Raw genomic sequence first — 26992 nt, forward strand, 5'->3', positions numbered from 1 at the left:
TGGTGCAGAGCGACGACCCGGGGGGGTACGGCGGCTCGCTGGAGTGGGCGACCTCGTGCCCGCCGCCGCGGCACAACTTCAACTCCATCCCGCGGATCCGCTCGGAGCGCCCGGCGTTCGACATCAACCACCCCGAGGCCGCTGTGGCGTCCGTCCAGCCCGCTCCTGACACGCTCGCCAAGATCGTCGGCCCGGCCGACCACGGCGCGCAGACCCTGGGCGGCACTCACCCGGAGGACAGTGACCGATGAAGGTCGAGTACAAGCTCTTCGCGATCCTGTGCGTCTTCTGCTTCGGCGTCGGGATCTGGTACGGCATCTGGACCGGTTGGGAGGAGCCGGTCGGCGTCGTCGGCCTGTTCCTGACCGGCGGCCTCTGCGCCATGATCGGCGGGTTCGTCTGGTGGACCGCCCGCAAGCTCGGTCCGCGTCCGGACGATGACCCCCAGGGCAACATCTCCGACGTCGAGGGCGACTACGGGTTCTTCAGCCCGCACAGCTGGTGGCCGTTCTTTCTGGGCCTCTCCGGCGCGGTCGTGTTCCTCGGACTGGCCGTCGGCTGGTGGCTGGTGATCATCGGGATGCCGCTGCTGGCCATCTCGGCGGTCGGCTGGGTGTTCGAGTACTTCCGCGGCGAGAACGCCATCTGACGCTCTCCGCACACGCCGACGGCGCCGCCTTCCTCACCGGGAGGCGGCGCCGTCCGTCTTGTCGTTCCCTGGCTCTCAGGTGCGCTCAGTCGGCGGCTGGCCGAAAGTGTCGGCCCACTCGTCGGGCCGCACCGACAGCAGCTGGTGCGCCATGTCCTCGGCCGCGTGCTCGGGTTCGCTCTGACTGCTGGTGAGGTGCAGCAGCGGGTGATGGAAAGCGCCGGGGCCGTGCATCATGAGCTCGAACGTCACGACAACACCGTGGCCGAGCCATGAGGGAGTGACCCCCGCCAGACCGAGATCGTCAGGCGGCAGGAGCAGCCGCAGTGGCTCGAGGCGCTGCTGGAGCAGGCGCGCGACCTGCCGCCGCGGAGTTTCCCAGCTTCGGTCGCTCGTGGCGCGCTCGACCTCCGCAAGGTACTGGTCTCGCTCGAAGTGGATGTCCGGCAGATCCCAGGGACGGCCTTCGTGGCGTTCGACTGTCTGAGAGGTCGGGCCGTCGAACACGCCGACGTAGTCCCGGAAGTCCACCCACGAGACTCGGCGCCGGTCGGCGGACGCCACGATGACGGGCGCGATCACGCCGCAGCCGGCCTCGCCGCAGGAGCATCGGTACAGCGCGACGCGACGTCCGTTGTCGTCGGGCAGCAAGGGTGAGGCCGGGCCGAGCATCGTCGACGGGTCGAAACCACGCCAGTCCTTCGCGACCGCGACAAACGGGTCCTCGCCGTCCACGCGGATGGCCAGATTCGGCCAGTCGGGCCGACGTGCTGGGACGTCGTACTCGAGCCGCAGGACGGACAGCCCGGTGAATGCATCCGGCGGCAACGTCATCAGCCCCAGCCGAGCTCGTGCAGCCGATCGTCGTCGATCCCGAAGTGATGTCCGAGCTCGTGGACCACGGTCACGGTGATCTCGTGACGCAGGTGGTCGGTGTCGCGCGCCAGGCGTCGTAGCGGACCGCGGAAGATGGTGATCCGGTCCGGCAACGAGCCGTAGCCCCAGCCACCGACGCGCTCGGGCAGCGGCGTCCCCTCGTACAGGCCCAGCAGCACCGGACCGTCCGGGGGAGGCTCGTCGTCGACGAGGATGGCGATGTTGTCCAGCCGGTCGAGGAACGCGGGTGGCACGCCGTCCAGCGCCTCTCCGACGATCTCGTCGAACTCCTCGTCGCTCAGGTCAACGGCCACGTCCGCATTGTTGCTCACGCTGCAGCACACGACGGGTACCGGGGTCGAGAGGCGCGTGAACCGACGGCACGACGAAGGGGCGGAACCGCTCGACAGCGGTTCCGCCCCTTCGTCGTCCGGGGGAGGGAGGACCTCAGCGGTCGCTCTTCTCCTCCTCGAGGTGGCCGTACGCGTGGCTGGTGCCGATCTCCTCGGCGCCGCCGTGCAGGTGGCCGCCGAACTCCTGCGGGTGGCTGTCCTCGACGGCCGCCGCCTCCAGGGCCTCGTACTCGCCGCGGTGGTGCGCCGCGGCCAGCTCGGCCGGGGTCACCGCCTCGATGCGGTCGTTGAACCAGAAGCCCGACAGGCGCGTGCGCAGGCGCTGCTTGGCCGCACCCATGCGACGGACGCCGTTGCTGTCGCTGCCCTCCGGGAGCTCCAGCGGCCGGTTCGACTCGAACGCCACCAGACGCCAGCGGGTGTGCGCATCGAGGGGCTCGTGCGCCTCGAAGAACCGGCCGTCCGCCGTCCGGACGATGCGGCCGGTCTCGCGGCCGTGCAGCACCAGGTCACGATCGCGCCGCTGCAGGCTCAGGCAGATGCGCTTGGTCACCCAGAACACCAGCGGCGGCAGGATGACGGCCGACAGGCGCAGGATGTTCGTGATGTCGTTGATCGACAGGTGCAGCTTGATCGCCATGATGTCGTTGCCGGCGGCGAAGAACAGGACCGCGTAGAAGCTGATCGCGGCCATGCCCAGGGCGGTCCGGGTCGGAGCGTTGCGCGGGCGGTCCAGGATGTGGTGCTCGCGCTTGTCACCGGTGATCCACGCCTCCAGGAACGGGTAGGCGCCGGCGATGGTGAACAGCACCGGGATCAGCGCGATGGCGCCGAGGAAGATGTTGAAGCTCCAGGTGCGTCCGAGCAGGTCGAACTCCAGGAAGCCCGGCAGCAGTCGTAGCGCTCCGTCGGCGAAGCCCATGTACCAGTCGGGCTGCGAGCCGGCCGTGACCTGCGTCGGCTCGTACGGCCCGTACGCCCAGATCGGGTTGATCGTGACCAGGCCGGCGATGAGCGCGGTGATGCCGAAGACGATGAAGAAGAAGCCACCCGCCTTGGCGATGTAGACCGGCATCATCGGGAAGCCGACGACGTTCTTCTCGGTGCGGCCGGGGCCGGGGTACTGGGTGTGCTTGTGCACCATCACCAGGATGATGTGCGCCGTGAACAGCCCGACGATGATCGCGGGCAGCAGCAGCACGTGCACCGTGAAGAGCCGCGGGATGATCGCCTCACCCGGGAAGCCGCCGCCGAACACCATGTAGGAGATGTACGACCCGAGGACCGGGATGGAGAGCATGAAGCCCTCGGCGGCTCGCAGGCCGGTACCGGAGAGCAGGTCGTCCGGCAGCGAGTAGCCGGCGAACCCCTCGACCAGCGCCAGCATCAGCAGCGTCAGACCGATGATCCAGTTGATCTCGCGCGGCTTGCGGAACGCGCCGGTGAAGAACACCCGGAACATGTGCAGCATGATCGCCACGATGAACAGCAGCGCCGCCCAGTGGTGGATCTGCCGGATGATCAGGCCGCCGCGCACGTCGAAGGAGATGTCCACCGTCGAGGCGTACGCCTCGGACATCGCGATGCCCTTCAACGGCTCGTAGCTGCCGTCGTAGACCGTGTGGCCCGCGCTCGGCACGAACCAGAAGGTCAGGAAGGTGCCCGTCAGCAGCAGGATCACCAGGGAGTACATGGCGATCTCGCCGAGCATGAAGGACCAGTGGTCGGGGAAGACCTTGCGCATCAGGTAGCGGAAGCCCTTGGCGGTGCCGGTGCGCTCGTCCACCCAGCTCGCGACCGCGCCGACAGCGCCGGCGCCCTTCGCCGGGGCTGAGGTGTCGTCGTCCTTGCGCAGCGCGTCGGCGCTGCGGGCCGGTGTCTCAGTACTCATCCACGCTCCCAGAAGCTCGGGCCGACAGGCTCTGCGAAGCCCTGGTCGGCAACGAGGTATCCCTCAGTATCGACAGAGATCTTCAGCTGTGGCAACGGGCGCTTGGCCGGGCCGAAGATCACCTTGCAGTCGTCGGTCATGTCGAACGTCGACTGGTGGCACGGGCACAGCAGGTGGTGCGTCTGCTGCTCGTACAGACCGACCGGGCAGCCGACGTGCGTGCAGATCTTGGAGTAGGCCACGACGCCGTCGATGCCCCAGTCGCGCTGGCGCTGGCTCCTGATCTTGGACTCCTCCAGTCGCACGAGGATGACGGAGGCCTTGACCTTCTCGTTCAGCGGGTGCTCGGTCTCGTTGATGCCCTCGGGCAGCACGTGGAACACCGAGCCCAGCGTGACATCGGTGAGGCGGATCGCGGTGCCCTCGGGGTCGCGCATGAGCTTGCGCTTGCGCCCGCCCTTGCCGTCCCGCTGACCGATCCGGGTGCTCCACAGCGTGGTCGACAGGTCGTTCTTGGGCAGCGGGCCGAGCGAGCCCACCAGCTGGAGGCCGAGCGGCACGGCGAACAGCCCGAGCGCACCGCCGAGGGTGTAGACGATCAGCGGCCGGCGACGGATCTGGGCGGACTCGCCGCCCTCGGTGAGGACGTCGATGGCGCCCTGACGCGCCCCGTCGTCCGAGCGCAGCACGTGGCGCTCCTCGACGATCTCCTCGTCGGACATCAGCGTCTTCGCCCAGTGCACGGCGCCCAGGCCGATCCCCAGCAGCGAGAGGCCCAGCGTCACGCCGAGCGCGACGTGCAGGGCGTTCGTGACGCCGACGAGCGGGAGGGTGACGGTGGAGTTCTTGTCGATGGCGAAGTAGGCCACCGCGAAGCCGACCGTGGCCAGCATCGACAGGACGAACAGTCCGGCGACCTGACGCTCGGAGCGTCGGGCGGCGGCGTCGTCGTCGTCACCGTGGCGGTGGACGTGCGCGGGCAGCCCCGGGTTCTCGAAGCGGGCGGGCAGACCGCCGGTGCCTTCGACGTGACCCTTGCTCAGGTCGACCGGCGAGGACCCGGAGCTGCGCTCGGGCAGGTTGTCGTGCTCGCTCATCAGGCAGCCTTCCGTCCGAGCCAGACCGCGGCGCCGATCAGCAGACCGATACCGATGGTCCAGGCGAACATGCCTTCCGACACCGGACCGAGGTTGCCGAGGTTGTGACCGCCGGCGTTGGCCTCGTTGTCGACGTTGTGCAGGTAGGCGATGACGTCGTTCTTGTCCTGGGGGGAGAGGTTGGTGTCGTTGAACACCGGCATCGACTGCGGGCCGGTCAGCATGGCCTCGTAGATGTGCTTGCCCTCGATGTTGCGCAGGCTGGGCGCGAACTTGCCGCGCGTCAGCGCGCCGCCGGAACCGGCGAAGTTGTGGCACATGGCGCAGTTGACCCGGAACAGCTCACCGCCCTTGGCGATGTTGCCGTTGCCGTTGGTGTACTCCGTGGCCGGCACGGCGGGGCCGGGGCCGAGCGAGGCGACGTACGCGGCCAGCTGCTTGGTCTCGGTGGCGTCCATCGTGACCTTGTTGCGCTGGGCCTGGACGCCCGGCTGGGTCAGCGGCATGCGTCCGGTGCCGACCTGGAAGTCGACCGCGGCCGCGCCGACACCCACCAGCGAGGGGCCGGCTGCGGTGCCGTTGGCGTTGGTGCCGTGGCAGCTGGCGCAGTTGGCGAGGAACAGGTCCTTGCCGGCCTTCACGTCGTCGGCGGTCGCGGTGGCGGCCTTCGCGTCCTTGGGGGCGAGCGCGGTGTAGAGGCCGCCGGTCACGACCAGCCCCAGCAGCAGCACGAGCACGATGGCTGCTGGGTGTCGGCGGCGAGCGGCGAGGAAGCTCACGTGGTCGTCCTGTCTTCGTCGGTGGGAGGGGCGGGCAGATGAGGCGTCGTCATCGCGGACCTCACTGCAGGAGGTAGATGGTCGCGAACAGCGCGATCCACACCACGTCGACGAAGTGCCAGTAGTAGCTGGTCACGATCGCGCCGGTGGCCTGGTGGTGGGTGTAGCGACGAGAGGTGAAGGTCCGGCCGATGATCAGCAGGAACGCGAGCAGACCGCCCGTCACGTGCAGACCGTGGAACCCGGTGGTCAGGTAGAACATCGAGCCGTACGCGTCGGAGTCCAGCCGGATGCCCTCGTGGACGAGCTCGGAGTACTCCATCACCTGACCGGCGACGAACACCGAGCCGAAGATGTACGTCAGGACGTACCACTCGCGCATGCCCCACTGGCCGAGCTGCAACAGCTTGCCGGTGCGGAAGGGAACGCCCTGCTCCGCCTTGAAGACGCCGAGCTGGCACCACACGGAGGAGATCACCAGCACGAGGGTGTTGGCGAGGGCGTAAGGGACGTTGAGCACCTCGGTGTTCTTGGTCCAGAGCTCGGGCGCCACCGACCGGATCGTGAAGTACATCGCGAAGAGCCCGGCGAAGAACATCAGCTCGCTCGCGAGCCAGACCATCGTGCCGACGGCGGTCATGTTCGGGCGGGTCACCGGACCGTGTCCGGCGGGGATTCCTGGTTGGCTCGTCTGAGCAGTCGCGGTCGCCACGTCGGCCATTATGGCCCCATCCGCGCAGCAAGGGTCGGGCGACCCCCTGGGGGGACCGCCTCCGACGTGAGAGACCGACCGGGATCGTACGAACGCATACGACGAAGCGTAGTACGACGGTCGGTCGGTCACTACCTGCGAGCAGCCCAACGCGGCGGCCCGCGTACGAGTTCCCGGCCTGGATGGGTAGCATCGCCGCATGGCCTCGACCGCTTCCGTCGCACCCGCGCAGCCGACCGTCCGCAGCCTGTCCGTCCTGCTCTACAGCGACGACATCGCGACTCGCGACGCCGTGCGGATCGGTGTCGGGCGCCGGCCGGCGCGCGACGTCGAGGTCGCCCGCTGGCGCGAGTGCGCCACGCCGGAGGCCGTGATCGAGGCCGTCGACGCCGGCGGCTACGACCTGCTGATCCTGGACGGCGAGGCCACTCCTGCGGGCGGCATGGGCCTGTGCCGACAGCTCAAGAACGAGATCTCCGACTGCCCGCCGGTCATCGTCCTCACCGGTCGGCCGCAGGACGCGTGGCTCGCGTCCTGGTCCCTCGCCGACGCGGCGGTGCCGCAGCCGATCGACCCGCTCACGCTGGGCAGCACGATGGCCGCCGTCGCACGGCACGCCGCGCCGTCGGCCTGAGCCGATGACCTTCCGGACCTCCTGGGCCGAGGTCCTGACCTCCCTCCTGAGCGGGAACGACCTCTCCGCCGAGCAGACGGCCTGGGCGATGGACCAGGTGCTCACCGAGCAGGCCGACCCCGCCCAGCTCGCGGGGTTCCTGGTCGCGCTGCGGGCCAAGGGCGAGACGGCCGCGGAGATGCGTGGCCTGGCCGACGGCATGCTCGAGCGGGCGATCCGCATCGAGGTACCGGGGCGCACGCTGGACATCGTCGGCACCGGCGGCGACCAGGCGCACACGGTCAACATCTCGACGATGTCCTCCGTCGTCGCCGCCGCGGCGGGCGCCACCGTGGTCAAGCACGGCAACCGGGCGGCCAGCTCCTCCTCCGGGTCGGCGGACGTCCTCGAGGCGCTCGGCGTGCGGCTCGACCTCACCCCCGACCAGGTGCTGCGGGTAGGGGAGCGCGCCGGCATCACGTTCTGCTTCGCCCAGACCTTCCATCCCTCGTTCCGGCACGCGGGGTCCGCGCGCCGCGCGTTGGGCATCCCGACCGCGTTCAACGTGCTGGGACCGCTCACCAACCCCGCGCAGACCCGCTACGCCGCCATCGGGGTGGCGGACGAGCGCATGGCCGCGAACATCGCCGGCGTGTTCGCCGACCGCGGCAAGGACGCGGCCGTCTTCCGCGGCGACGACGGGCTGGACGAGCTCACGCTCTCGACGACCTCACGCGTGTGGTGGGTACGCGGGCAGGACGTGACCGAGCACCGCATCTCTCCCTCGGACGTGGGGCTCGCACCCGCACCGCTGGAGGCGCTGCGCGGAGGGGACGCCGACCACAACGCGGGTGTGGTCCGCGAGCTGGTCCAGGGGCGCATCGGCCCGGTCCGCGACGCCGTCCTGCTCAACGCCGGCGTCGCACTGGCGATCACGGCGACCGGTGACCCCGACGGCTCGGAGTCGCGCTTCGGCTCGCACGACGACCTCGCCTCCGCCGTCTCGGCGGGGGTTGCTGCCGCGGCAGCAGCGATCGACTCGGGCGCTGCGGCCAGCACCCTGCAGCGCTGGGTCGAGGCGACCGCGTCGGTCTAGCCGGTCGGCTCAGTCGCCACCAATGCTGAACGCCTCGCCCAGGTCCTTCGAGGAGTAGGTGCGGAAGGCGATGTGCGTCTGGGTGTCGCGGACGCCCTCGACCTTGTTCAGCCGGTCGGCGATCACGTCGGCGAAGTCCTCGTGCCGCGCCACCTTGGCGACCGCGACGAGGTCGACGTCGCCGGTCACGGAGTAGACCTCGCTCACGCCCTCGATCTCGACGATGGCCTGGGCCACCTCCGGAATGCGGTTCACGTCGGCCTTGATGAGCACGATGGCGGAGATCACCGGGCCACTCTAGCCAGCGTGCCGCCCCTGGGGCCCGGCCGGGCGACCGTGCCGGACGCCCGCTGGACCGCCCTCAGACGCCGCTGCGGACCGCCTTCGGCGGACGGCTGAGCAGACGGCCGTGCGGCTCGTCGAACCCGCTCACCTGCTCGCGTGCGCGCACGAGCGGCTCCAGCCGGTCGCGCGAGCGTCCGGCGCCGTTGACCGGGCAGGTCCAGGCACCCTCGAGGTGGACCAGGCGCACGCCGGGGGTCTCCAGCCAGCGAAGGATCTTCTCGGTCTCCTCCGGCAGCGCGGCAGGGGCAGGCCCGGTCGGCGCCGCGACCACCTCTGCGCTGACGGCCAGCGACTCGACCGTGGCCATGGGGTCGGTGCCGCGGGGTGACAGGGCGCTCCCCGCGAGACGCCCGTACCGGACGCACACCATCTCCCACCCGCCGCTGTCGGCACGGCGGGCCGCGACGATCTCCGGGCTGGCCGCGAGCGGTGCCAGGTGCTGAGCCCGCGCTGCCCCGCGCACCAGAGCGAGGAGGCGGTCGCGGAGGGCGCCGGCGTCCTCGTACCGCTCCTGCTCGGAGAGGTGGGCCATGCGCTCCTCCAAGGACCGCACGAACGGCTCGGCGTCACCGCAGAGCGCGGCGCTGGCGCGCAGCACGACCGCGTCGTACTCCTCCACGGTCTGGCCACCGGTGCACGGTGCGCCGCACCGACCCATCTCGGCGAGCGCGCAGGCGCTGACCCGCTTGGTCGGGGACAGCCGCTGGGTGCACTGCCGCAGGGGTACGACCTCGTGCACGGCGGCGACCGCCTGCTCGGCCTGCTGACGGCCGGAGAAGGGCCCGACGTAGTGCGCTCCGTCGCCGCGCACCTCCTTGACGATCGAGAGCCGGGGGAACGGCTCGACCGTGAGCTTCACCCACACCGACCGCTCCGGGTGCCTGCTGCGCCGGTTGTACCGCGGCTTGTGCTCGGCGATGAGCCGCAGCTCACGCACCTGTGCCTCCAGCGCCGTCGCGCACACGATCGGGGTGACGCTCTCGGCGATGCCGACCATCTCCGCCATCCGGGTGCGCTGCTCGCTGGAGGTGAAGTACGTCCGGACGCGCCGCCGGATGTCGACGGACGTGCCGACGTAGAGCGGTCGTTGCTCGGCGTCCTTGAAGACGTACACCCCGGGTGCGGACGGCAGCCCGTCGGCGAGGAAGCGCTTGCGCCGCTGCGCGGTGGTGACCCTCGCGGAGTAGGACCCGAGCTCCTCCAGCGTGTGCACGCCCAGGTTGCCGACCCGCCCCAGCAGCGCGTGGAGCACGTCGACGGTCGCCCGGGCGTCGTGCAGGGCACGGTGGTCGGGCGTCGTGGCGGCACCGAACAGCCGGGCCAGGGACGACAGCTTGTGGTTCGGCGCCTCGTCGCGGGTCACCAGCTGCCGGGCGAGGTGCGCGGTGTCCACGACCTGGTGCCCCGGCCACGGCAGGCCCAGCCGCTGTGCGTTGGTGCGCAGGAACGTGACGTCGAACGGCGCGTTGTGGGCGACCAGGACCGCGTCGCGGGCGAACTCCAGGAACGCCGGCAGCACGGTGTCGATCCGCGGTGCCGAGGCGACCATCCGGTCGGTGATGCCGGTGAGCACGGAGATGAACGCGGGAATGGGCAGGCCGGGGTTGACCAGCGTCTGGAACTCTCCGAGCTGCTCTCCTGCGCGGACCTTGACGGCGCCGATCTCGGTGATCTCGTCGGTCTGGGCGCTGCCGCCGGTCGTCTCGAGGTCGACCACGACGAAGGTGACGTCGTGCAGCGCGGTGCCGAGGTCGTCGAACGTCGCCTGGATGGCGCGCGGGGCCGGGCTCGATGGCATGCCCAGACGCTAGGGGCCGGCTCTGACACGGCCGGGGTCGGCCCGCCCGTCGGCCTGGAAAACGATTGGCGCGCACCGAGGCCCGCCGATGACCATCGGGGGATGACACGAGCACAGCTGGAGGTGACGGACCTCGCTGCTGGTCCCGAGCCCTCCGCCGTCCTGGAGCGGCGGGTGCGCGCGGTGTGCCGGACGTGGACGCCGTGCCAGCGCACCCACGCCGGCGACGTCGCGTGGTCGGCCGCCGCGCCCGCGCTCGGCCCCCGCCGGCTCTGGTCCGAGGGCTCGCACGTGGTCGCCTGGGCGTACGCGGACACCGGCGCGCCCGCATACCTGGACCTGCACGTCGAGCCGTCGCCGCGCCCCGAGGTCCGCGACGAGGTGATGGCGTGGGTGGGGACGCTCGGTCGTGTCGTCGTGCCCGTCCTGGACCGCGAGCGGCACCTGCGAGCCGGGCTGGAGCACCTGGGCGCGCGGGAGTCCGCCGGCAGTGCGTGGTTCGTCCACCAGCACCGGCCGCTGGCCGGCGCGCTGCCCCAGGCTCTGCTGCCGCGGGGCTACCGCATCAGGTCCGTGCGCAGCGACGACGTCGAGGCACGCGTCCTGGTGCACCGGCGGTCGTGGGCGCCGGCGCGAGTCCTGGCGATGGCCGGAGGGACGACGAACGGACGAGCGACCGAGTCCTCCTTCGACCGTGAGGCGTACGACCGGGTCACCGCGACGACCCTCTACCGCCGTGACCTCGACCTGGTCGTCGAGGCGTCCGACGGCCGGCTGGTCGCCTCGGCGCTCGGCTGGTTCGACCCGGTGTCGCGCAGCGGTCTGATCGAACCGGTCGGGACGGACCCCTCGTACGCCGTCCGCGGGCTCGGCCGGGCGGCGTGTGCGGCCCTGCTCGTGGCGCTGGCGCGAGCGGGCGCGCAGGGAGCCGTGGTGTGTCCGCGGGGGGACGACGCGTACCCGGTGCCCCGCCACCTGTACGGCACGCTCGGGATGCGGGCGATCGGGCGCACCCGGACCTACGTCCTCGGGTCTGTCGGTGGTGCCTCCTAGCGTGCAGGCAGGACCTCACGGAAGGAGGACAGCCATGATCGTCGACTGCCGGACGTGCCCCGTCCGAGGGACGCACTGCGAGGACTGCATGGTCACCGCGATGCTGACCATCTCGCCGCACGACCTCCCGCTGGACCCCGCGGAGCGAGAGGCCGTGACGGCGCTGGTGTCCGCCGGCCTGGTGAGCCCGCAGGAGGCCAACCGTGCCCAGGCGAGGAAGGAGCCCTGGCCGGGGCTGGCGTCCGCGGTGTGAGCATCGCCCGCCGGTCCCCGTAGCCTGGGGCGGTGCAGCAGCCGACCCGTCGCAGCGTGGTCGCCGCGATCGCGTCCCTGCCGCTGGTCGCCGCCTGCTCCTCCGGGACCTCGGCAGCGCCGAGCACCCCGCGTACGCCGACCGGACGCACGAGCACGCAGCGCCCGGGCACCGTGCAGGTCCTCGGATCGGTCCCTGCCTCGCAGCTCGCCGCGTACCGCGCCCACGTGAGCACCGGGATGCGTCTCGTCAGCGAGGTCTGGCGCCCGAGGTGGTCCACCATCGCGGTACGCGTGGTCATCGCCGCGACGGGCGAGGAGTTCGCTCGGCTCACGGGCCGGCCCGCCGACGGCACGGTTCCGGCCGTGACCACGGCCGCAGGTCTGGTCGCCATCCACCCGACGCTGTGGACCTCGACCTCCGCGCCCGGTCGGCAGGTGGTCATCACCCACGAGCTCACCCACGTCGCGCTCGGGCAGGGCGGGCTGACTGGGGTGCCGCTGTGGGTCGTCGAGGGTTCCGCCGAGCTCACCGCGTACCGGGCGACCGGCCTGCCCGCCGCGACCGTCGCGCCGTCGTTGGCGCGTGAGGTCGCCGCGGGACGCGTCCCCGGAGGCCCACCGACCGACGACGTGCTGCGCCTCCGGTCGCGCACGGTGCTGCCGCTCGGGTACCAGCAGGCGTGGGCGTGGTGCACCTTCCTGGTCGACCGCACAGGCCTGGAGGCGTTCACGCGATTCGTCCGGGCGGCGGACGCGGGGGACAGCGGCGCCTTCCGCCGCACCTACGGGACCACACCGTCGAGCCTGGGGCCCACGTACGGCGCCTGGCTGCGGCGTCAGCTGTAGATCTGCTCGACCTCGTCGGCGAAGTCGCGCTCGACCAGTGCCCGGCGCACCTTCAGCGAGGGCGTGAGGTACCCGTTGGACTCGGTGAGATCGACTGGTAGCACCCGGAACTCGCGGATCGACTCGGCGCGGCTGACGGCGGAGTCGGCGTCGTCGACCGCGCGCTGCAGCTCCTCCAGCACGGCCGGGTGGTGGCGTGCTGCCTCGACGTCGAGTGGCTCCAGGTCGTGCGCGGCCAACCAGGTCGGGAGCATCTCCGCGTCGAGGGAGATGAGCGCGGAGACGAACGGACGCCCGTTGCCCACGACCACGCACTGCGAGACCAGCGCGTGATGGCGCAGCCGGTCCTCGAGGATCATCGGCGAGACGTTCTTGCCGCCGGCGGTGACGATGATCTCCTTCTTGCGCCCGGTGATGCGCAGGAAGCCGTCGGCGTCGAGCTCGCCCAGGTCACCGGTCCGGACCCAGCCGTCCTGCCGGGCGGCGACCGTCGCGTCCGGGTTGCCGAGGTACTCCTGGAAGACCCCGACGCCGCCCACCAGGACCTCACCGTCCTCGGCGATCCGGACGGCCACACCGGGCAGCGGGGGCCCGACCGTGCCGACCTTGGTCAGCTCCGGGGTGTTGACCGTCGCCGGCGCCGTCGTCTCCGTGAGGCCGTACCCCTCGAGGACGGGGATACCGGCACCGGCGAAGAAGTGGCCGAGCCGTTCGCCGAGCGGCGCACCACCACTGATCGCGTACTCCATCCGACCGCCCATGGCCTCGCGGAGCCGGCGGTACACGACCCGGTCGAACGCCGCGCGGCGGGCGCGGACCGACAGCGGGGCGCGACGACCGGCGCCGGTGGCCTGGCTCCAGCCCACGGCCGTCCGGGTGGCGAGGTCGAACAGCCGGCCACGCCCGGCGGCCATGGCCTGCTGCTCGGCGGTGTTGTAGATCTTCTCGAACACCCGCGGCACCGCGAGCACGTACGTCGGCCGGAACACCGCCAGGTCGTCCACCACCGTGGCGGTCGAGGCGACATGGCCCAGCCGCGAGCGGGAGTACACCGCGACGAACTGGATCAGTCGGGCGAACACGTGCGCGAGCGGCAGGAACAGCAGCGTCGCTGCGGCGGGGGAGTCGACGACGGTCTTCAGTCGCTCGACGGCGTTCTCGGTCAGCGTGAGGAAGTTGCCGTGGGTGAGGACGCAGCCCTTGGGCCGGCCGGTGGTGCCGGAGGTGTAGACGATCGTCGCGGTCGTGGCACGGTCCGCCAGTGTGCGGCGGCTGCGCAGCTCGGCGTCGGTGATCTCGACGGCTCCCTCGACGAGCTCGTCCAGGCCGCCGGTGTCGATCTGCCACACGTCCCGGAGCACGGGCAGGTCCGGTCGGACGGCCGCGACGGTCGCCGCGTGGTCGGCGGTCTCGACCACGACCGCGACCGCTCTGGAGTCGCCGAGGATCCACGACACCTGCTCGGCCGAGGAGGTCTCGTAGACGGGAACGACGACCGCGCCCGCGGCCAGGAGCGCGAAGTCGGTGAGGGTCCACTCGTACCTGCTCCTGGACAGCAGACCGACGCGGTCGCCGGCCTCGATGCCCGCGGCGATGAAGCCCTTCGCCAGGCTCTCGACGGCGGCCGCGAACTCGGCGTGCGTCACGTCCTGCCAGGCGCCCTCGTCGGTGCGGCGGGAGTAGCCGACGCCCTGCGGATCGACCTCGGCGTTGCGGACGGGCAGCAGAGACAGGTTGCCCTGGGTCGTCGGGACGACGAGCGGTGGGACGTCGAGCTCCCGCACAGCAGTGCCTCCTTGGACCGTGGCTGGATCATTCGCAGCGTATCCGCCGCCGCGACCGGCACGTGGGGGCCTGCGGGCTACAGTGCGCTGCATGGCCGAGCGAACACAGTCCTCCATCGACGTCTCCGCAGCACCCGAGACGGTCCTCGACGTCATCGCCGACTTCGAGCGCTACCCGGACTGGGCAGGGCAGGTGAAGAGCGCCAAGGTGCTGGTCGAGGACACCGACGGCTGGGCTGATGAGGTCGAGTTCGTCCTGGACGCCGGCGTGATCAAGGACACCTACACCCTGGGCTACACCTGGGAGGTCGACGAGGACGGGACCGGCACGGTCTCCTGGACCTTGGTGAAGGCGACGCTGCTGAAGGCTCTCGACGGTGCGTACACGCTGACCTCGGACGGATCGGGCGGCACGCGGGTCGGGTACGAGCTCGCCGTCGACGTGTCGCTCCCGATGCTCGGCGTGCTCAAGCGCAAGGCCGAGAAGGTCATCATCGACACGGCCCTCAAGGAGCTGAAGAAGCGCGCCGAGGCCTGAGCCGTGCCGGCGCAGCTGGTCCTCGTGGCCGGGGCCGGTGGCGCGGGGTCCTCGACCGTCGCGGCGCGGCTCGCGACGACAGCGGCCGCTGAGGGCGTCGACGTCGTCCTGGCCGATCTGGACCCTGTCTGTGGAGCGGCCTCGCTGCTCCCTCCGCACGGCGATCGGCCCCGCCTCGTCGACGTCTCCGCGCGTGCCGACCGCTCGAGCGCCTCGATGCTGCGCGAGCTGGTGCGGCTGCTCGGCCTGGACGATCGACTCGTGGACGAGGTGGGCCTTCTCCCGGGCAGCGACCTGGTGGCGATGCTCCTCGCGCTGCGGGAGCGCGCTTCCTCCACGCAGCTCCTCGTCGTCGACGCCGGTTCCCGCGCGGTCGACCTGGCCGCCGTGGCCGAACGGATGCCCTGGCTCGCCGCCCGGGTGCTGCCGGCCCAGCGCGGATGGCTCACCACGTCGAACCCGCTCGTCGCGTCGGCTCTCGGCCGGCGCTGGCCGGGGGACCGCGTGGCGCGCGCCCTGGCCGATGCCCACCAGGAAGCGGTGGCGGTGCGCGACCTGATGAGCGGGGCTGTCGCCGTCCTGGTGGAGCCGTCGCCCGTCGATCGGCGGTCCCTCCGGCACGAGGTCGGCCTGGCGCTGCACGGCGTCGAGCTGCGCGCGCGGGTCCGCGGTCGCGCGGACAGCGAGGACACCGAGGCGGTGCCACTCGTCCCGGACGGGAGTCGCGCGACCGAGCCGCTGCTCGACCTGGTGACCGCCGGACCGAGCCGGTGCGCCGCGACCATCACCCCGGACGGAGAGGCGTGGCTGTGGCGGATCGGCCTGCCGCTGCTGCGATCTCGGGACGTACGCGTGACACGATCCGACGACGACCTGGTGATCGAGGCGGTCGGCGTGAGGCGAGTGGCCCGGCTGCCGACCGCACTGAGACGATGTCGCGCACGCCGTGCCGTGGTGCGCGACGGCACCCTGGAGGTGCGATTCGAGCCCGATGAGCAGGAGATGTCGTGACGCGCCCGCCCGATGAGTCCGATCCGACACCGTCGGTGTCCGACGAGGCGATGCGTCTCATGGAGGCACTCGCCGGTCTGACCGCCGCGCACCGGTCCCCGCAGTCGGAGCCTGACGCCGCCTCGTCCGGGCGTGCGGAGCGGGACGCGACCCGCGCCCCCGAGGACAGCGCCGAGCCGGCCTGCGCGTGCTCCACGCCCGTCGTGGAGTCCGTCTGCGGGGTGTGCCCGATCTGTCGTGGGGTGGCCCTGCTGCACAGCATCCAGCCGGAGACGATGGAGCGCGTCGCGGACCTGCTCGGCATGGTCGCGGGCTCGCTCCAGGCGGTGGCCGCCGACCGGCGCGAGAGCCGCGCAGGCGCCGAGGCTCCCGTCGAACCCGAGGGACCGGCCCGGGAACGAGGGCGCCAGGAGACGGTCGACGTGGTCGACGCCGATGCCGACGAGCAGCCCGGTCCGGACGATGTCTGAGCGCGCCACCACCGGGACGACCATCGGGCTCGACGTCGGCGGTACCAAGATCGCCGCTGCGGTGGTCGACCACGACGGCCGTGTCCTGCGGCGCGAGCACGTGCCCACCCCGGCCTCGAACCCCGACGCCATCGTCGCGGCGCTCGCCGGGCTGGTCTCCCGTCTCGGCAGCGACGACACCGCCGCCGTGGGCGTCGCGTGTGCCGGCTACCTGGACGCCGAGCGTGAGTCGATCCGGTTCGCCCCGAACCTCGCGTGGCGCGACTTCCCGCTGCGGGCGCTGCTCGCACAGGCGTGCGGGCGCACCGTTGTGATGGAGAACGACGCGGACGCCGCCGCGTACGGCGAGCTGCTGCACGGTGCGGCTCAGGACGCCGACAACATGGTCCTGGTCACGCTGGGTACCGGCGTCGGCGGTGCCGTGGTCACCGAACGGTCCTTGCGCAGAGGCGCATTCGGGATCGGCGGTGAGCTCGGGCACATTCGCGTCGAGCGGAACGGACGGCCCTGCCCGTGCGGCCTCCGGGGCTGCCTGGAGGCGTACGCCAGCGGCAACGCACTGCTCGCACAGGCGCGCGCGGCAGTGACCGCCGGCGACCCCAGGGCCACAGCCCTGGGCGTGCGGTGCGGGCAGGACGTCGACCGGCTCACCGGCCCGGACGTGACCGCCCTCGCGCAGGACGGTGACCCGCTGTGCGTCGACCTGGTCGCCGAGGTCGGACGGTGGCTCGGTGAGGGACTCGCGTCCATCGCGGCCGTCGTCGACCCCGGTCTCGTCGTCGTCGGAGGCGGTCTGAGCGCCGCCGGCGACCTCGTGCTGGAGCCCCTGCGGACGGCGTACGAGGCCAACCTCACGGGCCAGGGCCACCGGCCGCTGCCCGACGTCGTCCCGGCGCGCCTGGTCAACGACGCTGGCATGATCGGGGCGGCAGCGCTGGCGCGGGAGGCGCAGTGCCGGACGCAGGCAGGAGGCCGCGGATGAGCACGCCGCGAGCGATCGGCATCGACATCGGCGGCACCAAGGTCGCGGGCGGGCTGGTCGACGAGCACGGCACGGTCCTGCTGCGCGCCCGCCGCGACACCCCACACCGATCGACCGCACCGCGGGTCGTCGAGGACATGATCGTCAGCGTCGTCGAGGAGCTCCTCGAGGGCAGCGAGGAGCCGGTGGCGGCGATCGGGATCGGTGCCGCCGGCTTCGTGGCGGCCGACCGCGCGACGGTCGTGTTCGCCCCCCACCTGTCGTGGCGGCACGAGCCGCTGCGCGAGGCGCTGGACCGGCGCATCGAGCTCCCGGTCTTCGTGGACAACGACGCGAACGCCGCGTGCTGGGCGGAGTGGCGCTTCGGTGCCGGCCAGGGCGAGTCGCACCTGGTGATGGTCACGCTCGGGACGGGCATCGGTGGCGCCGTGCTGGTCGACGGCCGGATCCAGCGAGGTCGTTTCGGCATTGCCGGCGAGTTCGGGCACATGCAGGTGATGCCCGGAGGCCACCGCTGCGAGTGCGGCAACCGGGGGTGCTGGGAGCAGTACGCCAGCGGCAACGCCCTGGTGCGAGAGGCGCGTTCGCTGGTCCAGGCGCAGTCGCCCCTGGCCGCCGACCTCATCGCTCACGTGGGCGACGACGTCGCCGCCATCACCGGCCCGATGGTCACCGAGGCGGCCCAGCAGGGCGACCCGATCGCCGCCGAGCTGCTCGCCGAGATCGGCACCTGGCTGGGCACCGGTCTCGCCAACCTGGCCAACGCGTTCGACCCGGGTGCGTTCGTCATCGGAGGGGGCGTGAGCGCCGCCGGCGACCTGCTCCTCGACCCCGCTCGCGAGTCGTTCCGGCGCCATCTCGCCGGGCGCGGTTACCGGCCGGAGGCACGGATCAAGGCCGCGAGGCTGCGCAACGAGGCGGGGCTGGTGGGCGCGGCCGACCTGGCCCGCGCCGCTGTGGTCCCTCATGACTGATCACGTCGAGCCCGCGCCCGGCGGCGGGTCGGGCAGCAGCCTGCTGCGCGTGGTCTCGTACAACGTGCGGGCGTTCAAGGACGACACGGACGCGCTGCGGCGGGTGATCTCGACGCTGCAGCCCGACGTGCTGTGCCTGCAGGAGGTGCCGCGCCACCCCTTCTCCGGCCACCGCATCGCCGACTTCGCCGCGAGCCTGGGTCTGTTCTGGGGCGGTGGGCACCGTGGCCGGATGAGCACGACCCTGCTGACCGCGCTGCGGGTGGACGTCCTCGACTCCGGTCACCGCAACCTGCCGGTACGGCGTCCGGACGAGCCGCGGGGGTACGCCTTCGCGCGGCTGCGCCTGCCCGGCCACCTCCCGATCACCGCGGTGAGCGTGCACCTCAGCCTGCGTCCCGCCGAGCGGCCGCACCACGCGGCGCTGCTGCGCCGGTCCGCCGAGCTCGGCGAGGACTCGCCGCTGGTCATCGCCGGTGACATCAACGAGACGCACCAGGGGAACGCCTGGACCGAGCTGTCCCGAGACCTGGAGGACGCCAACGGCGACGTCCTGACCTTCCCCAGCAGCGCTCCGGTCAAGCGGATCGACGCGATCTTCGCCTCACCCGCGCTGAAGCCGGTCCGCCCGCAGATCGCGCTCGAGGAGGCCGACCTGGTCGCGGCCACCGATCACCGGCCGCTGTACCTCGACCTGGACCTCGGCGCGCTGCGGCTCCCGCAGGCCTGAGGCCGGAGCGGGGCGCCGTCTCAGAGGACCGCGCCGTCGTCGTCCTCGTCCTGCTCGTCGCGGTTCGCCGGCTGACGCAGGATCAGCAGCACCACGCCGGCCGCGGAGGTCGCGCACGCGAGCACCCACCACAGCGGGCGGGCGTACCGGTCGAACAGGAACAGGTACAGCAGCCACAGCGGACCACCCACCATCGCCGTGAGGATCGCCCAGAAGTGCAGGTCTCCCGCGGGCAGGGGAGCGGGCGGCGGTGGTTCGTAGGTGCCTTCGTCCTCCATCAGCGCCGGCGGGTCGTCCGTGCTCGGCATCCGCCACTGGGTCGGCAGGCTGTGAAGCGGGTCCGACGGGGGGTCGAGCGCGGGCGCCGGCTCGCCCTCGGCGTCCCGCGGCTTCGCCTCGGGCGCCGTGTCCTCGGGTCGCTCGTCCAGCGCCGAGGAGTCCAGCGGGTCGTCGTCGAACTGGGCGATGATCTCGGCGAACCGCGCGTCGAAGTCGGTGCTCTCGTTGTCGCGCGAGTCAGAGCTCATGAGGTGCTCACCCTTCGGACGAAGGCGACGGTCTCCTCCAGGATGCGCTCCGCATCGTGGTCCAGGGTGGCCACGTGGAAGGAGTCCTCCAGCAGGATCTCGGTGACGTCGGTGCTGGAGACCCGCGCGAGCAGCAGCTCGGAGCTGTACGGCTCGACGACGTGGTCCTCCGGGGAGTGCATCAGCAGGATCGGCGCCGTGACGCTGGGCAGGTCGCGGCTGACGCGCCGCCACAGCCGGACCGCGGAGTGCAGCGACTTCAGCGGGGTGCGGTCGTACGCGAGCTCGGTCACGCCCGGCTTGCGGATGTCGCCCCCGATCGCCGCGAGCGAGGGGACCAGGTGCTTGGCCAGCGGCAGCGCCTTCAGGCGGGGGTCCTTCGGCGCGTACGCCGGGTTGACCAGCACCAGACCGGCGACGTCGGAGTGCTCCTGGGCGAGCAGGGTCACCAGGCTGCCGCCGAGCGACAGCCCGACGACCACCACCTGCGAGCACCGCTCCTGCAGCTCGGCGTAGGCCACCTCGACCTCGGCGTACCAGTCGGTCCACACCGTGCGGTTGAGGTCCTGCCAGGTGGTGCCGTGACCGGGTAGCCGCGGCATGCGGACGGTCCAGCCCTCCTCGGCGCAACGCTGCGCGACCGGGCGCACGCTCTGCGTCGTGCCGGTGAAGCCGTGGCACACCAGCACGCCGACCGAGGACCCGTCGAACGACCAGGGCTCGGCGCCGGGCAGGATCTGCATGGGATCATCCTTCCATCGACGTCGGCCGCGTGCGAGGGTGCCGTAGAGTTCAGCGGTCAGACCGGCAGGCGGAGGTGCGGTGTTCTACTGGGTGCTGAAGAAGGTCGTCCTCGGCCCTCTTCTCAATCTGTTGTTCCGACCCTGGGTCGAGGGGGACAAGCACGTCCCGCGATCCGGTGGCGCGATCCTCGCGAGCAACCATCTGTCGTTCTCCGACTCCATCTTCCTCCCGCTCGTGCTCGAGCGACGCATCACCTTCCCGGCGAAGATGGAGTACTTCACCGGTACGGGTGTCAAGGGCCGCCTGACCGCCGCCTTCTTCCGCGGGGTGGGCCAGATCCCGATCGACCGCTCCGGTGGCTCGGCCAGCGAGGCCGCCATCCAGGCGGGCCTGCGGGTGCTCGGGCGCGGTGAGCTGTTCGGCATCTACCCCGAGGGCACCCGCTCGCCCGACGGTCGCCTCTACAAGGGCAAGACGGGTGTCGCGCGGATGGCGCTCGAGGCGAAGGTGCCGGTGCTCCCGGTCGCCATGATCGACACCGACAAGGCCCAGCCGACCGGCACGGTGATCCCCAAGATCATGCGGGTCGGCGTGCGGATCGGTCGTCCGATGGACTTCTCCCGCTACGAGGGCATGGAGGACGACCGCTTCATCCTGCGCTCGATCACCGACGAGGTCATGTACGAGCTGATGCTGCTGTCCGGTCAGGAGTACGTCGACGTGTACGCCTCCTCGGTCAAGGACCGGTTCACGGCCCGCGCCAAGGAGATCGGCAGCGGGGCGGCGGCGCTGGCGCACCACCTCCAGGAGGAGGCCGCGGCACGTATCGAGCGGGTCCAGCAGCGGCGCGCGGCCAGCGAGGCGGCAGCGGCGGAGTCCGCGGCCGACGAGCCCGCCTCGACGGCCGTCGACGGCGAGGCGGTCGCGTCCCCGTCGGGGAGTGACTCGCGACTGACGGGTGCCGGCCGGGACAGCAAGCCGGCCAGCGCCTGACCGACCGGTCTCAGCCGGTGGCGGCTCCTCCGGCGGTGCTGTCGCGCAGGACCTCCAGGACCCGCGTGTCGATGCCCTCGGAGGTCAGTCGCATCTCCAGGTTCTCGGCGCCGGCCCAGTCGGCCAGCGCCTCGTGCAGGTCCGGCGTCGCGTGGCCCGCCGCGGCGAGTCGCTCACGTACCTCCGTCGCCAGCTCGCCCTCGAGCGGCAGGATCGGCCCCGGGCGCCCCAGGTAGAGGTCCTGCAGGTCCAGCAGCCGGGCCAGCTCGGTCACCGGGTCGGCGTGGTCGTCCACCCGCAGGTCGGCGAGCACTCCGCTGTCGTCGTACCCGGTGCCGGGGGAGTGGGCGAGGATCGCCGCCGACTGACGGCCACGGCGGTCACCGCCGGCTCGGTCGCCCGCGACGAGGGCCTGGACCAGCCGCTGCTCGAACGGCGCGCCCGAACCCTCGAGCCAGGCGCGCTCCATCTCCGCGACGACCTGCTCGCCGACCAGGATGTTGCCCTGGATCGCGTACGCCTCGTCGCCCTGCTGACCGCGACGGCCGCCGCACCAGGCCATCGCCTCGGAGCCGGTGAAGGTGGCGGCACCGCCGGACCCGACGACGCCGACCTGCCGTACGGCGGAGCGCTCGTCGGCCTCGGTCGCGCGGCGCAGGGCGTCCTGCGGGTCGACGCCGGCGGCGAGCAGCTCCTGCAGCTCCTCCTTGTACGCAGTGCGCGCCCACGCCTGGGTGGCGACCGCACCGTACGGGCTCACCGACGGGACGACCGACCCGACGGCGAGGAACTTGCTGGCGACGGCGACGCCGTAGGACTGACCGCTGCGGGCCACGATGGAGAAGGTCACCGCGTCACGCTATCCCCGCCTGTCCGAGACGTGGGCTGGTCCGACGGGCACAGGTCGGCCAACTACCCTGAGGGAGTGAGTACGACCGTGTCATCCGCCGGCCAGGCCCCCACGCACCCGAGCTCCTCGGGGCTGCAGTGGCCCGACCTGCCCGCGGCGCAGCAGCCCATCTGGCCCGACGACGGGTCGCTCGAGCGGGTCCGCGGGACGCTCGCCTCCTATCCGCCGCTGGTCTTCGCCGGCGAGTGCGACGTGCTGCGCGGCCGCCTCGCCGACGCGGCTCGTGGTGAGGCGTTCCTGCTGCAGGGTGGCGACTGCGCCGAGATGTTCGAGTCCGCGACGGCCGACAACATCCGCGACCGGGTCAAGACGATCCTGCAGATGGCGGCGGTTCTCACCTACGGCGCGAGCACGCCCGTCATCAAGATGGGCCGGATCGCGGGTCAGTACGCCAAGCCCCGGAGCAAGAATGACGAGACGCGCGGCGAGGTGACCCTGCCGGCGTACCGCGGGGACATGGTCAACGACTTCGCCTTCACCCCGGAGGCCCGCCGTCCGGACCCCGACCGGCTCGTCCGCGCGTACCACACGTCCTCGGCGACGCTGAACCTCGTGCGCGCGTTCACCAGCGGCGGGTTCGCGGACCTGCGGCACGTGCACGAGTGGAACCGCGGCTTCATCGCCAACGCCGCGTACGCGCGGTACGAGTCCACCGCGCGCGACATCGACCGGGCGATGCGGTTCATGGCCGCTTGCGGCGCGGACTTCGACGCGATGCGCTCGGTCGAGTTCTTCGCCAGCCACGAGGCGCTGCTGCTGGACTACGAGCAGCCCCTGACGCGCATCGACTCCCGGACCGGCAACCCGTACGCCACGTCCGGGCACTTCGTGTGGGTCGGCGAGCGCACGCGCCAGCTGGACGGCGCCCACCTGGACTACGTCTCGCGGATCCACAACCCGGTCGGTGTGAAGCTCGGCCCGACGGTCGACCCGGACGAGGTCCTGCGGATCATCGACAAGGTCGACCCGGACCGCGAGCCCGGTCGTCTGACGTTCATCACCCGCATGGGCGCCCGCACGGTGCGTGACGCGCTGCCCAAGGTGGTCGAGAAGGTCACCGCGAGCGGTGCGCAGGTCGTGTGGGTCTCCGACCCGATGCACGGCAACACCTTCGAGTCCTCGACCGGGTACAAGACCCGCGAGTTCGACGACGTCGTCGAGGAGGTGCGCGGGTTCTTCGAGGTGCACCAGGCACTGGGGACCATCCCGGGCGGCATCCACGTCGAGCTGACCGGCAACGACGTCACCGAGTGCCTCGGCGGCTCGGAGAAGATCCTCGCCGCGGACCTGGAGAAGCGGTACGAGACGGCCTGCGACCCTCGCCTGAACCATCAGCAGAGCCTGGAGCTGGCGTTCCTCGTCGCGGAGATGCTCAGCCAGCGCGTGCGCTGACCGGCGGTCTCGGTCTCACACGACCGAGATCGTCACCTCGGTGCCGCGGGGCACGCTCGTCCCGGGCGCCGGGTCCTGGTCGCGGACGGTGTCGAACAGCCCGCCGAACAGGCGCTTCACCTTCACCTTCAGCCCGGCGTCCTGGAGAGTCCGGCGCGCCTGACCGGTGCTCTGGTCCACGACCCGCGGCACCGTGACCATCTGCGGACCCTTCGAGACGACCAGCTGCACCTGGCCGCCGCGGAACAGGGTGCCGCTGCCGGGGGACTGACGGATGACGTTGCCCTGCGGCACGGTGTCGCTGAACTCCTGCGGGGCGAGCGACACCGTGAGGCCGGCATCGGTGATGGTGGTTGCCGCGGACGCCTGCGGCTGATCGGTCACCACGGGCACGGTGATCGGCTCGCGGCCCTTGCTGACGACGAGGTCGACCTTCGCGCCCTTCCTCAGCTCCGCGCCCGTGCCGGGACGGCTGCTGACGACCAGGCCGGACGCCACCGTCTCGCTGTAGGCCTGCGTCACCGTGCCCCGGGCGAGCCGGGCCGACGTCAGGCGCTGCTCCGCGGCCGCCTGGGAGACCCCGGGCAGCGTGGGGACCAGGTAGCGCTCCGGGCCCTTCGACACCTCGACGACGACCGCCTCGGACCGGCGCTGGTCGGCGCCGGCACCCGGGACGGTCCGGACGACGGAGTCGCGGGCGACCGTCTCGCTGAACACCTCGCGCACCTGGACGGGCAGGCCCGCCTCGTCGATGGTGCGGACGGCGCTGCCGCGTCCGACGCCGACGACGTTCGGTACCGTCCTGGCGCCTCCGGGCCCTGCGGTGAACCACCAGGCGGCACCGCTGCCGGTGATCGCGACCAGAACGGCGACGGCGGCGGCGATCCACCAGCCCGTACGCCGGTCGGGCGATCCGGCTCGCCGGGCGCCGCCGGGGCGTGGCCCGCCGGGACCAACGGCCCGGACCGGCTTCATGCCCCTGGGCGGACCACCGGTGCGGGCGGTCGCGACGCGCCGGTCCGGCCCGGTGTGCGGTCGTGCGGGCCCAGCGCCGACGGGCGGGCGGCGCAGCGGGTCCGTAGCGCCGGTGCGACGGATGGCCCTCGTCGGCGTGACGGTCCCGGCCTGGGCCGGAGGCGACGCCGGCTCGGGCCGTCCGTCGAGCGTGTCGTCGTCCAGCCGGGCCCGGGTGCGGTGTACCTCCTGCAGCATGGCTGCGGCGTTCTCCGGCCGGTCCGTGGGGTCCTTCGCCGAGGCGAGCGCGACGAGGTCGTCCAGCTCGGTGGGAATGCCCGCGACCGCGTCGGAGGGACGGGGCACGGCGCCGTGCACGTGCTGGTAGGCGACGTGGATCGGGCTGTCGCCCGCGTACGCCTTCTCGCCCGTGAGCATCTCGAACAGCACCAGACCCGCGGAGTAGACGTCGCTGCGCTGGTCGACCGTGCCGTGCTCCACCTGCTCCGGAGAGAGGTAGGCGGCCGTGCCGAGCAGGACGTCGCTGTTCGTGGTCAGCGTGTCGGTGGTGACGGCCCGGGCGAGGCCGAAGTCGGCGACCTTGACGGAGCCGTCCTCACTGATCAGGACGTTCTCGGGCTTGACGTCCCGGTGGATCAGGCCCGCGCCGTGCGCGGCGGCCAGCGCCCGCAGCACGACCTCGAAGATGTCCAGGGCAGCGCGAGCGGTCAGGGGGGCGTCGGCGCGGATGACGTCGCGCAGCGTCCGCCCGCGCACGAGCTCCATGACCAGGAACACGTACGTCCCGTCCTGGCCCTGGTCGTAGACGCTGACGACGTGGGGGTGGGAGAGGCGGGCCGCCGACCGGGCCTCGCGCCGGAACCGGGCGACGAACGCCTCGTCGCGGCTGAGGTCGGCGCGCATGACCTTCAGGGCGATCTCGCGGTCCAGGCGCTCGTCGACCGCGACGAACACCGACGCCATGCCACCGTCGGCGTGGTGGGAGACCACGCGGTACCGACCGTCGATCACACGACCGACGAGTGACGACGACGCGACCTTGGACACGCCCCGAGTGTACGGAGGCCGGGCGGAGGGGCCGGACAGGCGCGGCGAGACGGTGCCGTCCGCCTCAGAAGCGGGCCATGTGCTGCTTGACGCTGCGGACGTAGGCGCGGGTGTCGGGGTACATGCCGTTCTTCCGCACGCCGCCGAGCCCCTGGTAGTAGCCGGCGATGGCCTGGTCGCGGCTGCTCGCGTGCGTCGTCAGCCAGCGCAGGAGCACGACACCCGCTGTGACGTTGTCGCGCGGGTTCATCAGGTTGAGCCGCCGCCCGACCATGTCACTGCACCACGTGCCGGTGCTCGGCATCACCTGCATCACCCCGACGGCGTTCGCCACGGACACCGAGCGCTGGTTCCACCCCGACTCCTGCCACCCGATCGCGAGCGCGAGCCGAGGATCCACGCCGTAGCGGCGGGCGGTCTGCACGATGAGGTCCCGGGTCTGGCTGCGGGAGGGGACGGCCACGTGGCGCAGCGCCTCGCGGTTGCGGCTCGCCGACGCCACGACGTGGTCGGGGTAGGTACGGCCCAGGAACGTGTTGGAGCTGTTCCGGCTGCTGCGGCCGGACGACGTGGGGGCGGTGTGCTTCGGGGCCGGCTTGGCTTTCGGTGGGGCCGGCTTGGCGTGGGGAGGTGTCGCCTTCGGAGGAGCCGGCTTGGTCTTCGGAGGGGCCGGCTTCGGCGCGGGCCTGGGGGCGGGCTTCGGCGCGGGTCTGGGAGCGGGCTTGGCCTGCGGGGGTGCGGGCTCGGGTGCCGGTTTCGCCTGCGGGGGCGCCGGTTTCGGCGTCGGTCGTGCCGGGGCGGGAGCCGGGACGGGCTGCCCCTTCGCCGGGATGCGCAGCACGGTACCCACCGACACCCGGTTCGGGTCCGACATGTGGTTCGCGTTCATCAGGGCGCGCCAGCCGACGCCGTACCGGACGCCGAGGCCGATGAGGTTCTCGCCCGGCCGGACCGTGTGGGTCCGCGGCAGCACCGCCGACCTGGACACCGGGTGCCGCGGCGTGGCGGCGCGGGGCGTGGCGGGAGCGGGGGTCGGCCTCGCCGGGGCCTGGACGGGTGCGCCGGGCCGGACCGGGACCTGCAGGACCCGGCCGACCGCGATCTGGTTCGGGTTGGCGAGGCCGTTGGCCTTCATCAGGGCCGACCAGCCGACGCCGTACCGGATGCCCAGCGTGATGAGGTTGTCGCCCGGCCGCACGACATGGGTGCGCAGCTGCCGGACGGGCTGCTTGTGAGCCGTGGCCGCACGAGGCGCCACCGCGGCCCGCGCCGCCGGCCTGGTCACCGGGGCGGCCGAGCGGACGGGTGCCTTCCCCGTCGGGACCTGGATGACCGCGCCCACCGGGAGCCTGCGCGGGTCGCTGATGCGGTTCTTGTGCACGAGCACGGCGATCGAGGTCTGGTGGGTGCGGGCGAGCTTGGCCAACGAGTCACCCGGCCGGACGGTGTAGCGCGCCCAGGTCCGGCCCGCGACCTGCTCGTCGATGCTGTGCAGCGCGTGCGGGTTCGGCGGAGGGGTGTAGTCGAACGGTGCCATCGGTCGTCCTCTCGC

Annotated in this window: 28 protein-coding genes and 1 pseudogene; 15 read left to right on the forward strand and 14 right to left on the reverse strand. The window is 72.1% G+C overall.

Going from position 1 to position 26992, the window contains the following annotated elements; translation table 11 throughout:
• Window positions 1-251: pseudogene (locus P4R38_RS16125) on the forward strand (cytochrome ubiquinol oxidase subunit I); the annotation flags it as partial.
• Window positions 248-649, forward strand: a complete 402-nt coding sequence (locus P4R38_RS16130) for a cytochrome c oxidase subunit 4 (RefSeq protein WP_275239307.1) — start codon at window positions 248-250, stop codon at window positions 647-649. The pseudogene P4R38_RS16125 and the gene P4R38_RS16130, both read left to right, overlap by 4 nt.
• A 75-nt stretch (window positions 650-724) precedes the next feature.
• Here P4R38_RS16130 and P4R38_RS16135 read toward each other — a convergent pair whose 3' ends face one another.
• The 6 genes from P4R38_RS16135 to ctaE all read right to left on the reverse strand — a co-directional run bounded on the left by P4R38_RS16135 (window position 725) and on the right by ctaE (window position 6366).
• Entirely contained in the window at window positions 725-1483 is a 759-nt protein-coding gene (locus tag P4R38_RS16135; protein ID WP_277193064.1) for a hypothetical protein, read from the reverse strand.
• Entirely contained in the window at window positions 1483-1839 is a 357-nt protein-coding gene (locus P4R38_RS16140) for a metallopeptidase family protein (RefSeq protein ID WP_275239308.1), read from the reverse strand. Before P4R38_RS16140 ends, P4R38_RS16135 begins: the two co-directional genes overlap by 1 nt.
• Before the next feature lie 133 nt (window positions 1840-1972).
• Window positions 1973-3769 (reverse strand): cytochrome bc1 complex cytochrome b subunit, encoded by a 1797-nt coding sequence (gene qcrB / locus P4R38_RS16145; protein ID WP_277193065.1) that lies wholly within the window; start codon window positions 3767-3769, stop codon window positions 1973-1975.
• Window positions 3766-4866, reverse strand: coding sequence for a cytochrome bc1 complex Rieske iron-sulfur subunit (gene qcrA, locus P4R38_RS16150; RefSeq protein ID WP_277193066.1), 1101 nt, complete (start codon window positions 4864-4866; stop codon window positions 3766-3768). Before qcrA ends, qcrB begins: the two co-directional genes overlap by 4 nt.
• Window positions 4866-5645: a cytochrome bc1 complex diheme cytochrome c subunit gene (qcrC, locus tag P4R38_RS16155; RefSeq protein WP_275239311.1), complete on the reverse strand. Its 780-nt coding sequence runs from the start codon at window positions 5643-5645 to the stop codon at window positions 4866-4868. The genes qcrA and qcrC overlap by 1 nt, the downstream gene beginning before the upstream one ends.
• A gap of 61 nt (window positions 5646-5706) precedes the next feature.
• Window positions 5707-6366, reverse strand: coding sequence for an aa3-type cytochrome oxidase subunit III (gene ctaE, locus P4R38_RS16160; RefSeq protein ID WP_409201276.1), 660 nt, complete (start codon window positions 6364-6366; stop codon window positions 5707-5709).
• Between the two features lie 190 nt (window positions 6367-6556).
• Between ctaE and P4R38_RS16165 the strand changes: the two genes are divergently transcribed.
• Window positions 6557-6991 carry a response regulator transcription factor gene (locus P4R38_RS16165; RefSeq protein ID WP_275239312.1) on the forward strand — a complete coding sequence of 145 codons (435 nt, stop codon included), beginning with the start codon at window positions 6557-6559 and terminating at the stop codon, window positions 6989-6991.
• A 4-nt stretch (window positions 6992-6995) separates the two neighbouring features.
• Window positions 6996-8066, forward strand: coding sequence for an anthranilate phosphoribosyltransferase (gene trpD, locus P4R38_RS16170; protein ID WP_277193067.1), 1071 nt, complete (start codon window positions 6996-6998; stop codon window positions 8064-8066).
• Between the two features lie 9 nt (window positions 8067-8075).
• Here the strand turns inward: trpD and P4R38_RS16175 are convergent, their stop codons facing one another.
• Entirely contained in the window at window positions 8076-8354 is a 279-nt protein-coding gene (locus tag P4R38_RS16175) for an Lrp/AsnC family transcriptional regulator (protein ID WP_275239314.1), read from the reverse strand.
• 73 nt (window positions 8355-8427) lie between these two features.
• Window positions 8428-10209, reverse strand: a complete 1782-nt coding sequence (locus P4R38_RS16180) for a DEDD exonuclease domain-containing protein (protein WP_277193068.1) — start codon at window positions 10207-10209, stop codon at window positions 8428-8430.
• 102 nt (window positions 10210-10311) lie between these two features.
• Between P4R38_RS16180 and P4R38_RS16185 the strand changes: the two genes are divergently transcribed.
• From P4R38_RS16185 to P4R38_RS16195, 3 genes are read left to right on the forward strand one after another with little or no spacing between them, the layout of a single operon-like run.
• Complete coding sequence (locus P4R38_RS16185; protein ID WP_277193069.1) at window positions 10312-11262, forward strand: GNAT family N-acetyltransferase; 951 nt, start codon at window positions 10312-10314, stop codon at window positions 11260-11262.
• Window positions 11263-11296: 34 nt separating this feature from the next.
• A complete protein-coding gene (locus P4R38_RS16190) occupies window positions 11297-11515 on the forward strand; it encodes a hypothetical protein (RefSeq protein ID WP_277193070.1) in 219 nt (72 codons plus the stop codon).
• Window positions 11516-11547: 32 nt separating this feature from the next.
• Window positions 11548-12363, forward strand: coding sequence for a hypothetical protein (locus P4R38_RS16195; protein WP_277193071.1), 816 nt, complete (start codon window positions 11548-11550; stop codon window positions 12361-12363).
• Here P4R38_RS16195 and P4R38_RS16200 read toward each other — a convergent pair.
• Window positions 12354-14147 carry an AMP-dependent synthetase/ligase gene (locus P4R38_RS16200; RefSeq protein WP_277193072.1) on the reverse strand — a complete coding sequence of 598 codons (1794 nt, stop codon included), beginning with the start codon at window positions 14145-14147 and terminating at the stop codon, window positions 12354-12356. The two genes, P4R38_RS16195 and P4R38_RS16200, sit on opposite strands and share 10 nt — an antisense overlap.
• A gap of 91 nt (window positions 14148-14238) precedes the next feature.
• Between P4R38_RS16200 and P4R38_RS16205 the strand changes: the two genes are divergently transcribed.
• The 6 genes from P4R38_RS16205 to P4R38_RS16230 are packed head-to-tail and all read left to right on the forward strand — an operon-like array spanning window position 14239 to window position 18852.
• Entirely contained in the window at window positions 14239-14685 is a 447-nt protein-coding gene (locus P4R38_RS16205; protein WP_277193073.1) for an SRPBCC family protein, read from the forward strand.
• A 3-nt stretch (window positions 14686-14688) separates the two neighbouring features.
• A complete protein-coding gene (locus P4R38_RS16210; RefSeq protein WP_277193074.1) occupies window positions 14689-15696 on the forward strand; it encodes a nucleotide-binding protein in 1008 nt (335 codons plus the stop codon).
• The gene (locus tag P4R38_RS16215; protein WP_277193075.1) at window positions 15693-16166 is read left to right on the forward strand and encodes a hypothetical protein; all 474 of its coding nucleotides are present in this window, start codon (window positions 15693-15695) and stop codon (window positions 16164-16166) included. The genes P4R38_RS16210 and P4R38_RS16215 overlap by 4 nt, the downstream gene beginning before the upstream one ends.
• Entirely contained in the window at window positions 16159-17148 is a 990-nt protein-coding gene (locus P4R38_RS16220) for an ROK family glucokinase (protein WP_277193076.1), read from the forward strand. The genes P4R38_RS16215 and P4R38_RS16220 overlap by 8 nt, the downstream gene beginning before the upstream one ends.
• Window positions 17145-18122 (forward strand): ROK family glucokinase, encoded by a 978-nt coding sequence (locus P4R38_RS16225; RefSeq protein WP_275239325.1) that lies wholly within the window; start codon window positions 17145-17147, stop codon window positions 18120-18122. The genes P4R38_RS16220 and P4R38_RS16225 overlap by 4 nt, the downstream gene beginning before the upstream one ends.
• The gene (locus P4R38_RS16230) at window positions 18115-18852 is read left to right on the forward strand and encodes an endonuclease/exonuclease/phosphatase family protein (RefSeq protein WP_277193077.1); all 738 of its coding nucleotides are present in this window, start codon (window positions 18115-18117) and stop codon (window positions 18850-18852) included. Before P4R38_RS16225 ends, P4R38_RS16230 begins: the two co-directional genes overlap by 8 nt.
• 20 nt (window positions 18853-18872) lie before the next feature.
• Here P4R38_RS16230 and P4R38_RS16235 read toward each other — a convergent pair whose 3' ends face one another.
• The gene (locus P4R38_RS16235; protein WP_277193078.1) at window positions 18873-19379 is read right to left on the reverse strand and encodes a hypothetical protein; all 507 of its coding nucleotides are present in this window, start codon (window positions 19377-19379) and stop codon (window positions 18873-18875) included.
• Window positions 19376-20122 carry an alpha/beta hydrolase gene (locus P4R38_RS16240; RefSeq protein ID WP_277193079.1) on the reverse strand — a complete coding sequence of 249 codons (747 nt, stop codon included), beginning with the start codon at window positions 20120-20122 and terminating at the stop codon, window positions 19376-19378. Before P4R38_RS16240 ends, P4R38_RS16235 begins: the two co-directional genes overlap by 4 nt.
• Window positions 20123-20201: 79 nt before the next feature.
• Here P4R38_RS16240 and P4R38_RS16245 point away from each other — a divergent pair, with 79 nt between their 5' ends.
• Window positions 20202-21116: a lysophospholipid acyltransferase family protein gene (locus tag P4R38_RS16245; protein WP_277193080.1), complete on the forward strand. Its 915-nt coding sequence runs from the start codon at window positions 20202-20204 to the stop codon at window positions 21114-21116.
• 10 nt (window positions 21117-21126) lie between these two features.
• Here P4R38_RS16245 and P4R38_RS16250 read toward each other — a convergent pair whose 3' ends face one another.
• Window positions 21127-21966: a DUF1028 domain-containing protein gene (locus tag P4R38_RS16250; protein ID WP_277193081.1), complete on the reverse strand. Its 840-nt coding sequence runs from the start codon at window positions 21964-21966 to the stop codon at window positions 21127-21129.
• A gap of 87 nt (window positions 21967-22053) precedes the next feature.
• Between P4R38_RS16250 and P4R38_RS16255 the strand changes: the two genes are divergently transcribed.
• Window positions 22054-23418 carry a class II 3-deoxy-7-phosphoheptulonate synthase gene (locus P4R38_RS16255; protein WP_409201281.1) on the forward strand — a complete coding sequence of 455 codons (1365 nt, stop codon included), beginning with the start codon at window positions 22054-22056 and terminating at the stop codon, window positions 23416-23418.
• A 15-nt stretch (window positions 23419-23433) separates the two neighbouring features.
• Here P4R38_RS16255 and pknB read toward each other — a convergent pair whose 3' ends face one another.
• Together pknB and P4R38_RS16265 are read right to left on the reverse strand one after the other, a co-directional pair.
• On the reverse strand, window positions 23434-25440 hold the full coding sequence (pknB, locus tag P4R38_RS16260) for a Stk1 family PASTA domain-containing Ser/Thr kinase (protein WP_277193082.1): 2007 nt from the start codon (window positions 25438-25440) through the stop codon (window positions 23434-23436).
• Window positions 25441-25504: 64 nt separating this feature from the next.
• Window positions 25505-26977 carry a lytic transglycosylase gene (locus P4R38_RS16265; protein ID WP_277193083.1) on the reverse strand — a complete coding sequence of 491 codons (1473 nt, stop codon included), beginning with the start codon at window positions 26975-26977 and terminating at the stop codon, window positions 25505-25507.
• Between the last annotated feature and the right edge of the window lie 15 nt (window positions 26978-26992).

Origin of the sequence: Luteipulveratus flavus (assembly GCF_029439465.1) — a bacterium.
In the GTDB taxonomy this organism is placed as follows: domain Bacteria; phylum Actinomycetota; class Actinomycetes; order Actinomycetales; family Dermatophilaceae; genus Luteipulveratus; species Luteipulveratus flavus.